The organism is Rhodococcus sp. Z13_19A, from assembly GCF_058133575.1.
Genome location: NZ_JBYUNN010000003.1, coordinates 534337 through 549324 on the forward strand (window position 1 = coordinate 534337; position 14988 = coordinate 549324).

The window sequence follows — 14988 nt, forward strand, 5'->3', positions numbered from 1 at the left end:
ACAGTTCCCGTTGACATTAGTGTCCGTAAGGCCACGATTCGCTGCCGCGCGAAGAGTCCAACCAGGACCGACATGGCCATCGGAGCAACAGTGAGCTTGAGCAGATTCATTCGCTACTTCGTCCCGTAGCTGGGAGTGTGCTGCAAGCCTGATCGGCGGCCCACGCGGGCAAACCTACGATCAGTCAGCTCATCACTGCGACACGACCTGGGAGCCGAGCCCACGATGATTCTGCCCAAGGTCCGCGACCTGCGCATGGTCACCATCCGTCGGGGCGGCACGCTGACCGACGACGATCACCACCTGCTCGCGCTGTGGGCCGCCGAGTGCGCCGAGCACGTGGTTGGCTACTTCGAGCGTGAGCGGCCGGATGATCCGCGACCACGGGACGCGATCGCCGCCGCCCGCGCGTGGGCGCACGGCGAGATGCCGATGCTGCAGGCACGCGCGGCAGGGGGACACGCGATGGGTGCTGCTCGACCACTGGCCGGCGCGGCCCGGTTCGCCGCCTACTCGGCCGGGCAGGCTGCCTGCGTCGGACACGTCGCAGAGCACGATCTCGGTGCCGCGGCCTACGCGATCAAGGCCGTGCGGAGCGCGCCACCCGATGATGCGGGGGCAGGTCGGGCCGAACGTGATTGGCAGCGCGCTCGCCTCCCGAGACCGGTCCGCAAGCTCGTCCTCGACGACCAGGCCCGGCGAAACGACATCTGCTGGTCAGCCTTCTCCGAGAGCACCCACTAGGGCTTCAGCACGATCTTGCCCACGAGGTTGCGCTGGCTGAGCTCCTCCTGCGCCCGGGCGGCCTGCCCCAGCGGGAAGGTCCCGGAGATCACCCGCTCCACAGGTCGACGTGCGCGGGAGCGCCCCGCGCCTGGTCGAGCAGCCAGGTCAGGCGTTGGCGTAGACGGTGCCGCGGCGGATGAGCAAGGTGAAGGCGATGGTCAGCAGCCCGCCGCCGATCATCAGTCCGCCCACCATGTTCAGCCCGCTGATCGTGGGCGCGGCGCTGCCGGCGGCCGCGGCGGAGGAGGCCAGCAGCGTGGTGGCGATGGACGTGCCGATGCCTTGGCCCGCCATGCGCAGCACGGTGTTGGTGCCGGTCACCTCGCTGGTGTTGCCCTCGGGCACCGCCTCGACGATCAGGTTGGGCAGCGCGGTGTAGGCGAAGGCGGTGCCGATGGACACGGTGATCACCATCGCGACCATGCCGGCGACCGTCTCGTGCAGCACCAGCATCATGGCGCTGCTCAGGGTGAACAGCGCGGTGCCCAGCAGCATCGCCGCCCGCGAGCCGACGGCCCGCGTGATGCGCCCGCTGAGCGGAGTACACACGAAGCCGAACATCGACCCGATGAAGCTCAGCCACCCGGCGTCGGTGGGTGAGATCCCCAGTCCGAACGGGGCGGTCGTCGGCGACTGCAGGATCATCGGGATGATCATCGTGGAGATGCCCAGCGGGCCGACGGCGATGGCCAGGGTCGCGCACATCGTCAGCGCGATCTTGCGGTCGGTGAACATCCGCACGTTGATGACCGGATCGGTCACCCGCAGCTCCCACTGCACCCAGAGGGCCAGCACGGCCAGGCCACCGACCACCAGGCCGAGGGTCTTGGGGTCGCTCCAGCCCCAGGCGCCGGACTTGTTGATGCCCAGCAGGATCGCCCCGATGGCCGGCGCGAACGCCAGGGTGCCGACGTAGTCCACCTGCTGCGTGGCGCCGGTGGGCCGGCGCCACGGCAGCACGAACCACACCAGCAGCAGGGACAGCACGGCGTAGACGGCGGCGACGACAAAGATCATGTGCCAGCTCGCGTGGTCCAGCATCAGGCCGGCCACCAGCAGCGAGGCCGAACCGGCGGCGACGGCGGAGCCGGAGATGATCGCGATGGCCACCGGCACCTTGGCGACGGGCAGGTGCTCCCGAGCCAGGCCGATGCACAGCGGCAGGATCGCCCCCGCAACACCCTGGATGGCGCGGCCGATGATGATGCTGCTGATGCTGTCGCCGATCGCGCTGACGAACGAGCCGATGGCGGCGGCGGCCAGCAGGACGACGAGCACGCGCTCCCGGCCGTACATGTCCCCGAGGCGTCCGCAGACCGCGGCCGAGGCCGCAGCCACCAGCAGGAAGGCGGTGACGGCCCAGCCCACGGTGGCGGCGTCGCTGTCGAACTCCTCGATGAACGTGGGCAGCGCCGCGAACACCATCGACGTCTCGAACGCGCTGATGACCTCCACCGCCACCAGCACGGCGATGATCACCCACGCGGGGCGCTGTCGAGCGAAGCGGCCGCGCAGCGCCGGGGAGGTCTCGGTGCTGCTGCCAGCATGGTCGGCGGGCACGGGAGCGGGTGGTGGCAGCGTCACGGTGGTCCTTCGGCAGGGTGCGTGCGCACGTCAGCACAGCCGGGGCAGCAGCGCTGTCGGCCTGGGCGTCGTGCATGGTCGGATCTGCCGGCCGCCTTCGGCCGCGCGGCCAGCCGGCGGGCTGGCACAGATCGTGTTGTGGTGGTCGTCCTCAGGACGGTCGGTCGGAGGACGCGTGGTCGAGCTGCGCCGCCGTGGCGCCGACGTGAGCAAGCTCCGCACGGTGCGGGTCACCGTGGGTGCATCAGGCCGGTGACCGTGGTCTGGCGCATGACGCCTGACGGTAGGGCGACCGCGGAGAGCCGGTCAAAAACCCTCATCCGCTGAGCGGGACGTCCCAGGTCCCCGAGGTTCGACGGCACGGGAGGTGCTCGACGAGCCAGCTGACCCGTACGATCGGAACCGGGCAATTCGCCCATAACGTGAGCTGGTTCGGGAACCCAGGCGCGGCGCAGAGTCGGTGCGCTGTCGACCTGCCCCACGACCTGAGAGAGACATGGACGCAGACAGTACGAACCCCCTTGTGCCGGCCACCAGTGCTGCGACAAGGGGGTGCAGAGCCTGATGTGGGTGTTGACACTGCTGCTGGGCGTCCTGGTGATCCTGGCCATCACCGCGGTCACGGGCTACTTCGTGGCCCAGGAGTTCGCGTACATGGCGGTCGACCGCTCCCGGCTGGGCGCGCGAGCCAGCGCCGGAGACGCCGGCGCCCAGCGTGCCCTGGCGGTCACCAAGCGCACGTCCTTCATGCTCTCCGGCGCCCAGCTGGGCATCACCGTCACCGGGTTGCTGGTCGGCTACGTCGCCGAGCCGCTGGTCGGTGAGTCCATCGGTGACGCACTCGGTGGAGTCTCGGTGCCCACCGGCGTGGGCATCGCGGTGGGCACGGTGCTGGCACTGGTGTTCTCCACGTTCATCCAGATGCTCTTCGGCGAGCTGTTCCCCAAGAACCTGGCCATCGCCCGGCCCGAACCGGTCGCGCTGTGGCTGGCTCGGTCCACCACCGTCTACCTGGCACTGTTCGGGTGGCTCATCGCGATCTTCGACCAGGCCTCCAACCTGCTGCTGCGGGCGCTGCGGATCGAGCCGGTGCACGACCTCGAGCACTCCGCCACTGCCCGCGACCTCGAGCACATCGTGGCCGACTCCCGCCAGAGCGGGGACCTGCCGGGCGAGCTCTCGGTGCTGCTCGACCGCATCCTGGACTTCCCGGACCGCGACGCCGAGCACGCGATGGTCCCCCGCTCCCGGGTGGACGCCGTGCACGTCACCGACTCCCTCGCGCAGGTGCGCGCCCAGATGGCGGCCGGGCACTCCCGCTACCCGGTGCTCACCGACGACGAGCAGGTCGCCGGCGTGGTGCACCTGGTCGACGTGCTGAGCGCCACGCAGCCCGACTCCACCCCGGCCCGCGACTTCATGCGACCCGCGGTGGTGCTCCCGACCGCGATGAGCCTGCCCGACGCGCTGCGCGAGCTGACCGAGACCCGCAACCAGCTGGCCTGCGTGATCGACGAGTACGGCGGGTTCGCCGGCGTGCTCACCGCCGAGGACCTCGCCGAGGAGCTGGTGGGTGAGATCACCGACGAACACGATCCCGCCACCCCCACCATCGTGCCGCGCGACGACGACGGCACGTGGGTGATGGCCGGCGACATCCACATCGACGAGGTGGAGCGCGCCATCGGCCGTGACCTGCCACGCGGTGACTACGAGACCATCGCCGGACTGGCCATCGACCAGCACGGCGCCCTGCCCGAGCCCGGGACGCGCATCGACGTCGAGCTGCCTCTGGATCCCGCCGACCTAGCCCTCGCCGACGATCCCGTGCCGGCCTGGTTGCGCGTCGAGGTGATCGAGATCGACCGGCACGTGCCGTCCCTGGTCCGCGTGGTCTTCCCGGCCGACCCAGCTGGGGAGGAAGACCGATGAGCAGCCCCTGGGTGATCGTCGCCGTCACCGTCGTCATCATCGCGCTCAGCGCGTTCTTCGTCGCCGTCGAGTTCGCGCTGCTCGCCGCCAAGCGGCACCGCCTGGAGGACGCCGCCGCCAACAGCCGCTCGGCCCGCGCCGCGCTGCGCAGCTCCACCGAGCTGACCGTGCTGCTGGCCGGCTCCCAGCTGGGCATCACCGCGTGCACCTTGGCGCTCGGTGCCATCACCAAGCCCGCGGTGCACCACTGGCTCACTCCTGCCTTCGAGTCGTGGGGGGCGCCGCTGTGGGTCGCCGACGTCGGCGGGTTCGTCCTGGCCCTGGTCATCGTGACGTTCCTGCACCTGGTGGTCGGTGAGATGGCACCGAAGTCCTGGGCGATCGCCCACCCGGAGACCTCGGCCACCCTGCTGGCCATCCCGATGCGCGGCTTCATGTGGCTGACCCGTCCGCTGCTGACCGGGCTCAACAACATGGCCAACTGGTGCCTGCGCAAGGTGGGGGTGGAACCGACCGGCCAGGTCGAGTCGGGACAGAGCCCGGACGACCTGCGTCACCTGGTGGAGCACTCCGCCAACGTGGGAGCCCTGGACCCGTCGTACTTCGCCCAGCTCTCCGGCGCCCTGGACCTGCAGACGCTCACGGTGAGCGACCTGCTCACCGCCCCCGGCGCGCCCACCACGGTGCCGGTGGAGGCCACGGTCGCCGACGTGCAGACGGCCACCCGCTCCTCCGGGCACCTGCGCATCCTGGTGGGTGACCGGCACACCGTGCACGGCGTGGTGCACGTGCGCGACACCCTCAACCAGCCCGTGGAGCGTCCCGTCGTCGAGCTCATGCGGCCGGTGTTCACCCTCGAGCCGCACACCCCGGTCTACGTGGCGCTGGCCTCGATGCGGGAGACCCGCAACCACCTGGCGGTGGTCACCGACGGCACGTCGGTGGCAGGGGTCATCACCCTCGCCGACGTGCTGGCCCGGCTGTTCCCACGCACCGTCGCGGCGGGATGAGACGGGCGGTCACCGGGCGGCCGGGCAGCTGGCCAGCGTGAGTTCGCGGGCCAGCGCGGTGCTCGCGTGCAGGGTGTCCAGGCCGAGGGGCTGCGTGGCCAGCGCCCCCTCGTGCAGCACCAGGAGCTGGGTGGCCAGCTGATCGGGCTGGGTGCAGCCGGCCGCGGTGGCCAGACGCTGGAAGAGGTTCAGCAGCCAGTGCTTCTGCTCGACGGCCAGGCGGTGCGCGGGGTGCGCCGGCTCGGGCAGCTCGGCGAGAGCGTTGATGAACGCGCAGCCACGGGAGCTCGTCGCGCTCCACTCCTGCAGGGCCACGAATGGCGCCGTCACCGCCGCCACCGGGTCGCCGGCGGCGGCGACGGTGTCCCCCACCAGCGCACGCCAGCGCTCACCGCGGGCGGTGAGGTAGGCCAGTACCACGGTGTCCTTGGAGCCGAACTGGTTGTACAAGGTGCGCTTGGTGACGCCGGAGCGCTCCGCGATGAGGTCGACGCCCACAGCGGTGATGCCCCGGTTGTAGAAGAGGTCCTCGGCGGCCGCCACGATCCGCTGGCCGGCCGGGGTCAGGGGTCGATCGGTCTCCATGTCGCGCTCCTTCACCGATCGGTCTACCGTTGCCAGCACAGTTCACCGATCAGTGTAGCGATGGAGGTTGGTCATGACGGTGCCCGAGACAGTGTCGGCGGCGGCAACGATGCAGGCGGTGCGGATCACGGCGCACGGCGGACCGGAGGTGCTGGAGGTCGTGCAGGTGCCGGTCCCGGCTCCGGCTGCGGGACAGGTGCTGGTGCAGGTTCGGGCGGTGGCCCTGAACAACACAGACCTGTGGACCCGCCAGGGCGCCTACGGGTTGCCCGGGGATCCCGACGCACTGGCGGGGTGGCGTGGGCCGGTCGACTTTCCGCGCATCCAGGGTGCCGACGTCGCGGGGGTGGTGACCGCCGTCGGTCCGGACGTCGCGGAAGACCTGGTGGGCCGTCGGGTGGTGATCGACCCCGCGCGCTACGACGCCGAGACGCCCGACGCGAACCCGGTGGGGTTGATGGGCAGCGAGTGGGACGGCGGGTACGCCGAGCACGTGCTCGCGCCGGCCCAGCGCATCCACGACGTGACCAGCTCCCCGCTCTCCGACGCCCAGCTGGCCGCGCTGCCCACCGCGTACGGCACGGCGCTGGGCATGATCGAGCGCGGTCGGGTGCGCGCGGGCGACACCGTGCTGGTCACCGGCGCCTCCGGTGGAGTGGGCCTCGCCGCGGTGCAGCTGGCCCGGGCCCGCGGAGCCACGGTGCTCGCCGTCAGCAGCGGCGCCAAGCTGACGACCGTGCGCGAGGCCGGGGCCCACGAGGTGATCGACCGCGGCGCCGACGTGATCGACCAGGCGCGCACTGCAGCCCCGGACGGCGTCGACGTGGTGCTGGACGTGGTGGCCGGTCAGCTGGTCGGCGAGGGGCTGCCCTTGCTGCGCGAGGGCGGCAGGTGGGTGATCGCCGGTGCCCTCGGCGGGCACGAGGTGGCGTTCGACGTGCGCCGGCTCTACCTGCACAACATCCAGCTCATCGGCTCCAGCATGCACACGCCAGCGCACTTCGACCTGCTGATGGACATCGCGCGTGCCGGGCAGGTGCAGCCGGTGATCGCAGCGACCTTCCCGCTGGAGCAGGCAGCCCAGGCGCAGGAGGAGCTCGGCCAGCGCAACCACGTGGGAAAGATTGTGCTGCAGCCCTAGGTGTAGTGACCCGCTCCCCCACCTCTCGGTTGCTGATGACGCACGCGATCCCCTCGGCGTGTGCAGCAAGCCAGACTCGAGCACCGAGTCCAGCTCGGACCCCGCGCCGTGGGTCACGGGTACACCGGTGCTGCGCACGGACGTCGGCACGTTGGCGTCGGCAGCACGGCCCGGATCACCGGCTCCGCCTCAGCCATCACCTCGGTGGGCTTGCGGTAGTTGATGCTCAACGGCGCGACGTCCGCACGGGGCAGCCCGATCCGCGCCAAGCGTTGCTGCCACGACTCCGGGAACCCGTGCCGGGCCTGGGTGCGGTCGCCGACGATGGTCGCGAGGCAGGGCCGCGTCGTCGACGAGCACGTCGCGCAGGTCCTCCCAACACATTCTGGCCAGGGCAGGACGTTTGCTGGAAACGCCCACGCCCCGGGCAGTTCCCCACCTAGGCTCGACGGCCATTGCCGGCGGAGAAGGTGACGACGAGGCGGGGTGCAGTGGACTACCCAAAGCTGGGGAAAGCGATCCGCAAGGCCAACTACGGGCCGCTGGGCGGCTACCTCCTCGCCGCGGTCGTGTTCGGTGCGCTCCGGGGTCCGAGCGAGCACATGCTCTTCGCGGGTGTGGTGGCGGCGCTCTTCACCGGCATCTCCATCACCCTCAAGTACCTCGAGGACGAGGAGTCACGACCCGGATCGCACCCCTCTGACCCCGAGGGCGAAGCGCAGTCCCCTCCCCCTTGCGGGCACGAGGAAGCCGGTGTGAATCCGGCGCAGTAGTGATGGTCGGGGTCGGAGTCGCGCTGCCGACGCACAGCGGTGATCAGGCACGGCGGGAGCTCGCAGCGAGCCTTGCATGCGCACCGCGGCCGGGCACACGGCGCACGGCCGCCGGGTGTCTAGAGCGCGATGAAGAGCAGCACTGACAGCAGCAGCGCACCAGCGCTCAGCAGGACCAGGCTGGGTGAGTTCTGCCGACCTCGGGTGCTCTTGTAGACAAGGTTGGTCAGGGAAAACCCGATGCCGACCAGCAACAACAACCAGGCTGCGTCCTGCATGGGATTCCTACCTTCTCCGTGCACCGCTGGCTGACAATTGCGCTCGCCGGTGCTGCGCAGGGTCACTGAGCAGTCGTGGGTCCTCCGGCAGTCTGCCCCACCGGCACGCGACCACGGCGGCGTTCCTTCGGTCCACCGTGGTTCGGCGACTGGGCCACCTGACGAACGCACGCTCTGGGCACACGTGCGGACCGGAGCACGCCCCGTTCTACGCCGGACCCTGACAAACCGCGCCAGCCGGGCCCTGGGCAGTGACCCACGCCAGTGCGGCGGCCACGTCAGCCACCGTGCGCAGCCCGGCCGGCAGCGGCGGCCGGCGCACCACCACCACGGGCACTCCCAGCTCCGCCGCGGCGTGCAGCTTGGCGCGGGTGTGCGCTCCCCCGGAGTCCTTGGTGACCAGCACGTCCGCCCAGTGCTCGGCCAGCACTGCACGCTCACCGTCCACTGTGTACGGGCCTCGGCTGCGCAACAGCTGCCAGCCCGGTGGCAGCGGCTGCTCCGGCTCGTCCACCACGCGGGCCAGCACGGCGTGCTCCGCCAGCGGCCCCACGAACCGCCCGAGCTCCTGGCGGCCCACGGTGAGAAACGGCCGCTGGCCGGCCGCGGCCTGGGTGGCGGCCTCCTCGTGGGAGTCCACCCACGTCCAGCTCCCCGGGTCATCGGCCGCCCAGCCAGGGCGGGCCAGGCGCAGCAGTGGCGTGGCGGTGCAGGCGGCGGCCGCGTTGGCGGTGATCCGGGCGGCGAAGGGATGGGTGGCGTCCACCACGGCGTCGAAGTCCGCGGCACAGGCCCGCAGTCCCGCCACCCCGCCGAAACCGCCGATGCGCACCTGCCCCACCGGCAGCCGCGGCCGCTGCACCCGACCGGCCAGCGAGGAGACCACCTCGACGCCCTCAGCCACCAGCGCCGCCGCCAGTGCCCGGGCCTCGGCGGTGCCGCCCAGCACCAGCACCCTCACCGACTCGCCCCCGGCTCCAGCAGCCGCAGACCCGCCGGTGCCCCCGAGCGGGCCAGCGCCAGCAGGGCGTCCACGTCCAGGTGGCGCTCCACCAGGTCACCGAGCAGGTCGATGCGCCGCTGCCGGGCGGCGGCGAAGCTCACCCCGGACGGGGTCCACCCGGGCAGCGCTCCAGCCAGGTAGGCGCTGCGGGTGGCGTCGTCCTCCAGGCTGCCGTGCACCATCGTGCCGGTGACCGACCGCGCGCTGAGCTGGCCGGTGGGACGGCCGTGGTGGATCTCGTAGCCCGCCGGATGGTGCCGCCGCAGCACCTTCTCGGGGGTGAACTCGGTGCACACGTCCAGCAGGCCCAGACCAGGCACCACGGCGCCGGGGCGGTCCTCCACGCCGTGCGGGTCGGCGATCTCGGTGCCCAGCAGCTGGCAGCCGCCGCAGATGCCCAGCACCGGCCGTCCGGCCCGGGCGTGGTCGACCACCGCCCGGTCCAGACCCCGCTCGCGCAGCCAGCGCAGGTCGGCCACGGTGGCGCGGGTGCCGGGCAGCACCACCAGCTCGGCGTCGGAGAGCTGGCGCGGGTCGGAGGCGAACACCACGTCCAGGTCGGGCTCCAGGCCCAGGGCGTCCACGTCGGTGCCGTTGCTGATGCGGGGCAGCCGGACCACCGCGACCTTGCGCCCCGAGCCACGCGACCGGCGCCCCTCCAGGTCCAGGGCGTCCTCGGAGTCCAGCCAGACGTCGGGGTGCCAGGGCAGCACCCCGTAGGTGCGCCGCCCCGTGAGCTCGGCGAGCAGGCTCAGCCCCGGCTCGAGCAGGGTGGCGTCACCGCGGAACTTGTTGACCACGAAGCCCGCCACGAGCGCCTGGTCAGCTGGCTCCAGCAGGGCCACGGTGCCCAGGAAGGCGGCGAACACCCCGCCCCGGTCGATGTCGCCGACCACCACGGTGGGCAGGTCGGCGTGCCGGGCCAGCCCCAGGTTCACGTAGTCGCCGGCCCGCAGGTTGATCTCCGCGGGGCTTCCCGCCCCCTCGGCCACCACCACCTCGTACCGGCTGGCCAGGTCGTCGTAGGCGGCGTGCGCAGTGGCGGCGAGGTGGCGACGACCGTCCACGAAGTCCCGGGCCGACACCTCGCCGGCGGGCCGGCCCAGCAGCACCACGTGGCTGCGCCGGTCGCTGCCCGGCTTGAGCAGCACCGGGTTCATCGCCACCTCGGGCTCGGCGCTGGCGGCGAGCGCCTGGATCCACTGCGCGCGGCCGATCTCCGCACCGTGGCCGTCCGGGCCGGTGACCACCATGGAGTTGTTGGACATGTTCTGCGCCTTGTAGGGCGCCACCCGGACGCCGCGGCGCGCCAACGCCCGGCACAGCCCGGTGACCACCAGCGTCTTGCCCGCGTCGGAGGTGGTGCCGGCGACCAGCAGCCCGGCCATCAGGACCGCTCCCGGCGCAGCAGCAGCACGTCCATCACCCAGCCGTCGGCGGCGCGAGCCCGCTCCCGAGCAGCCACCAGCTGGGCCTGCACGTCGCTCACCCGGCCGGCCACCAGCTGCTCCCCCGGTGCCCCGAGGTTCGCGCCGTACCAGACCTGCCAGTCGGCCAGCCCGTCCAGCTCGACGGTGCTGTTGAGCATCACCACGAGGTTGCCCTGTCCCGCGTCGACCGCCTCCCGCAGCCGTCGACCGGTGGTGACGTGCACCGGCTGGCCCACCTCGTGCAGCACCACGCGGTGCCGCGCGGCCAGCAGCTGCGGGGCGCTGATGCCCGCCACCACCTCCACCGTCACGTCACCGTCGGCGGCGAGGGCGTCGACCAGCCGCAGGGTGGAGTCGTACAGCGACGGATCGCCCCAGGCGAGCAGGGCCACATCGCCGGGCCGCTCGGTGAGCACCTGCCGGTAGGCCGCGACGCGGGCAGCGTGCCAGTCACGCACTGCCGCGGGGTAGTCGGCCGGGTCGGCGCGGTCGCGGGGCGGGTCCGGCACCACCACCAGGGGCACGTCACCGAAGCGGCGGCACACCTGCGCGCGCACCGCCACCAGCGGATCGTCAGCGCACTTGGCGAAAGCCAGCACGTAGTCCACTGAGGACAGTGCAGCCGCCGCCTCCGGGGTGACGTGCTGCGGGCCCATGCCGATGCCGATCACCACCAGCCGCCTCATGCGGGCCCGTCCTCCAGGTCGCCCTCCAGCTCCAGGTACACCTGCTGCATCGCGGCCAGCAGCTGCGGGTCCGGCTCGGCCCACAGGCCCCGCTCGGCGGCTTCGTGCAGCTTCTCCACGATGCCGCGCAGCGCCCACGGGTTGGACGTGCGCATGAAGTCCTGGTTGGTCTGGTCCAGCACGTACTCCTGGGCCAGGGCGGCGTACATCCAGTCGTGCACCACCCCGGCGGTGGCGTCGAAGCCGAACAGGTAGTCCACCGTGGCGGCCAGCTCGAAGGCGCCCTTGTACCCGTGGCGCTGCATCGCCCCGATCCACCGCGGGTTGACCACCCGGGCGCGGAACACCCGGTTGGTCTCCTCCTGCAGGGTGCGGGTGCGCACCGCGTCGGGTGCGGTGGAGTCACCCACGTAGGCCTGCGGCGCCGTGCCGGTGAGCGCACGGACGGTGGCGACCATGCCGCCGTGGTACTGGAAGTAGTCGTCGGAGTCGGCGATGTCGTGCTCGCGGGTGTCCACGTTCTTGGCGGCCACGGCGATGCGCCGGTAGCTGCTGCGCATGTCGTCGGCCGCCGGCACCCCGTCCAGGTCGCGGCCGTAGGCGAAGCCGCCCCAGGAGGTGTACACCTCGGCCAGGTCGGAGTCGTCGCGCCAGCTGCCCTGCTCCAGCAGCTGCAGGATGCCCGCCCCGTAGGAGCCGGGCTTGGAGCCGAAGATGCGGGTGGTGGCCCGCCGCTGGTCGCCGTGCTCGGCGAGGTCGGCGCGGCTGTGCGCGCGCACGTAGTTGTCCTCGTCGGGCTCGTCCAGGACCGCCACCAGCCGGACGGCGTCGTCGAGCATGGCCACCACGTGCGGGAAGGCGTCACGGAAGACCCGGAGATGCGCACCGTGACGTCGATGCGGGGCCGCCCGAGCTCGGCCAGCGGCACCACGTGCAGGTCGCTGACCCGCCGCGACGCCTCGTCCCACTCCGGGCGAACGCCCAGCAGCGCCAGCACCTCGGCGATGTCGTCGCCGGAGGTGCGCATCGCGCTGGTGCCCCACACGCTCAGCCCCACCGAGGCCGGGTACTCACCGGTGTCGTCGAGGTAGCGCTGCAGCAGCGAGTCGGCCATCGCCTGGCCGGTCTGCCACGCCAGGCGTGAGGGCACGGCGCGGGGGTCGACGGTGTAGAAGTTGCGGCCGGTGGGCAGCACGTTGACCAGGCCGCGCAGCGGGGAGCCCGACGGGCCGGCGGGGACGAACCCGCCGTCCAGGGCGTGCAGCACCGCGTCCAGCTCATCGGTGGTGCGGGCCAGCCGCGGCACCACCTGCTCGGCGGCGAAGCGCAGCACCTGCTGCACCTGCGGGTCGTCGTGCAGCGCCACCGCGAGCTCGGGCACCCAGCCGGCGTCCTCCATGCCCTGCACCAGTGCCCGAGCCCGCTCCTCCACCGCGTCCACCGCGGTGACCGCCTCGTCGGCCTTGAGTCCCAGCGCCGCCCGCAGCCCGGGCACCGCCTGGGACTGCCCGCCCCACACCTGCGCCGCCCGCAGGATGGCCAGCACCAGGTTGACCCGTGCCTGCCCCTGCGGCGCCTGGCCCAGCACGTGCAGGCCGTCGCGGATCTGGGCGTCCTTGATCTCGCAGAGCCAGCCGTCCACGTGCAGCAGGAAGTCGTCGAACTCCTCGTCGCCGGGCCGCTCCTCCAGGCCGAGGTCGCGGTGCATCTCCGCGGCGTGCATCAGCTGCCAGATCTCCCCGCGCACCGACGGCAGCTTGGCCGGGTCCATGGCGGCGATGTTGGCGTGCTCGTCGAGCAGCTGCTCCAGCCGGGCGATGTCGCCGTAGGTCTCCGCCCGCGCCATCGGCGGGATGAGGTGGTCGACGATGGTGGCGTGCGCCCGGCGCTTGGCCTGCGCCCCCTCGCCGGGGTCGTTGACCAGGAACGGGTAGATCAGCGGCAGGTTGCCGATGGCGGCGTCGGTGGCGCAGGAGGCTGACAGCGCCGCGTTCTTGCCGGGCAGCCACTCCATCGAGCCGTGCTTGCCCAGGTGGACCACCGCGTGGGCGCCGAAGCCGTGCTCCACCCAGCGGTAGGCCGCGAGGTAGTGGTGGCTGGGGACCAGGTCGGGGTCGTGGTAGATGGCCACCGGGTTCTCCCCGAACCCGCGCGGGGGCTGGATGAGCAGCACCACGTTGCCGGCCTGGATGGTGGCCAGCACGATCTCGCCGGCGTCGTTGGTGAACAGCGTGCCCGGTGCGGCTCCCCACGCCGCGACGACGTCGGCCATCAGCTCGGCGGGCAGGTCTGCGGTCCACCGCTGGTAGTCGGCGGGGCTGATGCGCACGTGCGCGTCGGTGACCTGGGCGGCGGTGAGCCACTCCTCGTCCTGACCGCCGGCGGCGATCAGCGCGTGGATGAGGGCGTCGCCGGCCTGGGTGTCAGCGGCCTGGGTGTCAGTGGCCTGGTCGAGGCCGGGGATCTCCCCCGGGGCGCCCAGGTCGTAGCCGGCGTCGCGCATTCGTCGCAACAGCCGGATGGTGGACACCGGGGTGTCCAGCCCCACCGCGTTGCCCACCCGGGAGTGCTTGGTGGGGTAGGCCGAGAGCATCAGCGCGATCCGGCGCTGCGCGGGCGGGACGTGGCGCAGGCAGGCGTGGTTGACGGCGATGCCCGCCACCCGGGCCGCGCGCTCGGGGTCGGCCACGTAGCGCGGCAGGCCGTCGGCGTCGATCTCCTTGAACGAGAACGGCGCGGTGATGATGCGGCCGTCGAACTCCGGGATGGCGATCTGGGTGGCGGAGTCCAGCGGCGTCACCCCGTCGTCGGAGGCCGCCCACTCGGCGCGGGTGGACGTCAGGCACAGCCCCTGCAGCACCGGGATGTCCAGCGCCGCCATCCGCTCCACGTCCCACGCCTCGTCCGCACCCCCGGCCGAGGCGGTGGCCGGCACGCTGCCCCCGGCGGCCAGCACGGTGACCACCAGGGCGTCCAGGCTGCCGAGCGCGGTGTAGAGCTCCTCCGGCGCCGAGCGCAGCGACCCGGCGAAGATCGGCACCCCCACGGCCCGGCCGGTGGCATCCACCGCGTCGGCCAGGGCGTGCGCGAAGGCGGCGTTGCCGCTGACCTCGTGGGCGCGGTAGTAGAGGACACCGACGCGGGGCAGGCCGTCGGCACCGGGGGCGCGCTCGGCGACGCCCCACACCGGGACCGTGGCCGGCGCGGCGAAGCCCTCCCCGGTGAGCAGCACGGTGTCGGACAGGAACGCGTGCAGCTGAGCCAGGTTGGCCGGCCCACCCTCGGCCAGGTAGGCGTGCGCCTGCGCGGCCACGCCGATGGGCACGGTGGACAGCTCCATCAGCTCGGCACTGGGCTGCTGCTCCCCGCCGAGCACCACCACCGGCACACAACTGGCACGCAGCACGGTGAAGTCCGCACCGAGGTCCTGCGGGCCGCCGAGGATGCGGACCACGGCCAGGTCGGCGCCGCCGGTCACCTCCGCCCAGCTGCGCGCCGCGAGGCGGACGGGGTTGGCCCACCGGTAGTCGGCGCCGCTGGCGCGGGCGGAGAGCAGGTCGGTGTCAGAGGTTGAGAGCAGCGCGATGCGCACGGGTTTCTCCTCGGGGTTCTCGCCCCTGGTCGACGGAGGTCCCGTGGCCAGTGTCTGGCTGCGCCGGCCTCCACCCTGAGGTGGGAGCCGGCTTCACAGTGGCGGAACCGCCCCGGAGTCACACCGGGTTCCTGGGTCCACGAGACGTTGTGGCGAGCAGCGTAAGCCACGGGCTGCGGGGACTACCC

The 14988-nt window shown here is 72.3% G+C and carries 11 protein-coding genes, 2 pseudogenes and 1 riboswitch; of the genes and pseudogenes, 5 read left to right on the forward strand and 8 right to left on the reverse strand.

The window, feature by feature from the left end:
* Positions 1 to 225 precede the first annotated feature (225 nt).
* The gene (locus tag AC3YNX_RS13645) at positions 226 to 744 is read left to right on the forward strand and encodes a putative immunity protein (RefSeq protein WP_489995793.1); all 519 of its coding nucleotides are present in this window, start codon (positions 226 to 228) and stop codon (positions 742 to 744) included.
* A 147-nt stretch (positions 745 to 891) separates the two neighbouring features.
* On the opposite strand, the gene AC3YNX_RS13650 is transcribed toward AC3YNX_RS13645, so the two are convergent.
* Positions 892 to 2265, reverse strand: a complete 1374-nt coding sequence (locus AC3YNX_RS13650) for an MFS transporter (protein ID WP_489995949.1) — start codon at positions 2263 to 2265, stop codon at positions 892 to 894.
* 666 nt (positions 2266 to 2931) lie between these two features.
* On the opposite strand from AC3YNX_RS13650, the gene AC3YNX_RS13655 reads away from it, so the two are divergent.
* Both AC3YNX_RS13655 and AC3YNX_RS13660 read left to right on the forward strand, forming a co-directional pair.
* Positions 2932 to 4302, forward strand: a complete 1371-nt coding sequence (locus tag AC3YNX_RS13655; RefSeq protein ID WP_489995950.1) for a hemolysin family protein — start codon at positions 2932 to 2934, stop codon at positions 4300 to 4302.
* Positions 4299 to 5312 (forward strand): hemolysin family protein, encoded by a 1014-nt coding sequence (locus tag AC3YNX_RS13660; protein ID WP_489983278.1) that lies wholly within the window; start codon positions 4299 to 4301, stop codon positions 5310 to 5312. The genes AC3YNX_RS13655 and AC3YNX_RS13660 overlap by 4 nt, the downstream gene beginning before the upstream one ends.
* Before the next feature lie 9 nt (positions 5313 to 5321).
* On the opposite strand, the gene AC3YNX_RS13665 is transcribed toward AC3YNX_RS13660, so the two are convergent.
* Entirely contained in the window at positions 5322 to 5897 is a 576-nt protein-coding gene (locus AC3YNX_RS13665; RefSeq protein WP_489995794.1) for a TetR/AcrR family transcriptional regulator, read from the reverse strand.
* A 73-nt stretch (positions 5898 to 5970) separates the two neighbouring features.
* On the opposite strand from AC3YNX_RS13665, the gene AC3YNX_RS13670 reads away from it, so the two are divergent.
* Entirely contained in the window at positions 5971 to 7038 is a 1068-nt protein-coding gene (locus tag AC3YNX_RS13670) for a zinc-binding dehydrogenase (protein WP_489995795.1), read from the forward strand.
* Positions 7039 to 7066: 28 nt separating this feature from the next.
* Here the strand turns inward: AC3YNX_RS13670 and AC3YNX_RS13675 are convergent.
* Positions 7067 to 7367: pseudogene (locus AC3YNX_RS13675) on the reverse strand (AAA family ATPase); the annotation flags it as partial.
* Positions 7368 to 7529: 162 nt separating this feature from the next.
* Between AC3YNX_RS13675 and AC3YNX_RS13680 the strand changes: the two are divergent.
* A complete protein-coding gene (locus tag AC3YNX_RS13680; protein WP_489995962.1) occupies positions 7530 to 7811 on the forward strand; it encodes a hypothetical protein in 282 nt (93 codons plus the stop codon).
* A 119-nt stretch (positions 7812 to 7930) separates the two neighbouring features.
* Here AC3YNX_RS13680 and AC3YNX_RS13685 read toward each other — a convergent pair whose 3' ends face one another.
* The 5 genes and pseudogenes from AC3YNX_RS13685 to cobN all read right to left on the reverse strand — a co-directional run bounded on the left by AC3YNX_RS13685 (position 7931) and on the right by cobN (position 14851).
* On the reverse strand, positions 7931 to 8155 hold the full coding sequence (locus AC3YNX_RS13685; protein WP_489995796.1) for a hypothetical protein: 225 nt from the start codon (positions 8153 to 8155) through the stop codon (positions 7931 to 7933).
* A gap of 142 nt (positions 8156 to 8297) precedes the next feature.
* A complete protein-coding gene (locus AC3YNX_RS13690; RefSeq protein ID WP_489995797.1) occupies positions 8298 to 9050 on the reverse strand; it encodes a cobalt-precorrin-6A reductase in 753 nt (250 codons plus the stop codon).
* A complete protein-coding gene (locus AC3YNX_RS13695; RefSeq protein WP_489995798.1) occupies positions 9047 to 10480 on the reverse strand; it encodes a cobyric acid synthase in 1434 nt (477 codons plus the stop codon). The genes AC3YNX_RS13690 and AC3YNX_RS13695 overlap by 4 nt, the downstream gene beginning before the upstream one ends.
* Entirely contained in the window at positions 10480 to 11208 is a 729-nt protein-coding gene (gene cobF, locus AC3YNX_RS13700) for a precorrin-6A synthase (deacetylating) (protein WP_489995799.1), read from the reverse strand. The genes AC3YNX_RS13695 and cobF overlap by 1 nt, the downstream gene beginning before the upstream one ends.
* Positions 11205 to 14851, reverse strand: a pseudogene (gene cobN / locus AC3YNX_RS13705) (cobaltochelatase subunit CobN). Before cobN ends, cobF begins: the two are co-directional and overlap by 4 nt.
* A riboswitch (cobalamin riboswitch) is annotated at positions 14829 to 14986 on the reverse strand. Its footprint overlaps the pseudogene before it by 23 nt.
* Between the last annotated feature and the right edge of the window lie 2 nt (positions 14987 to 14988).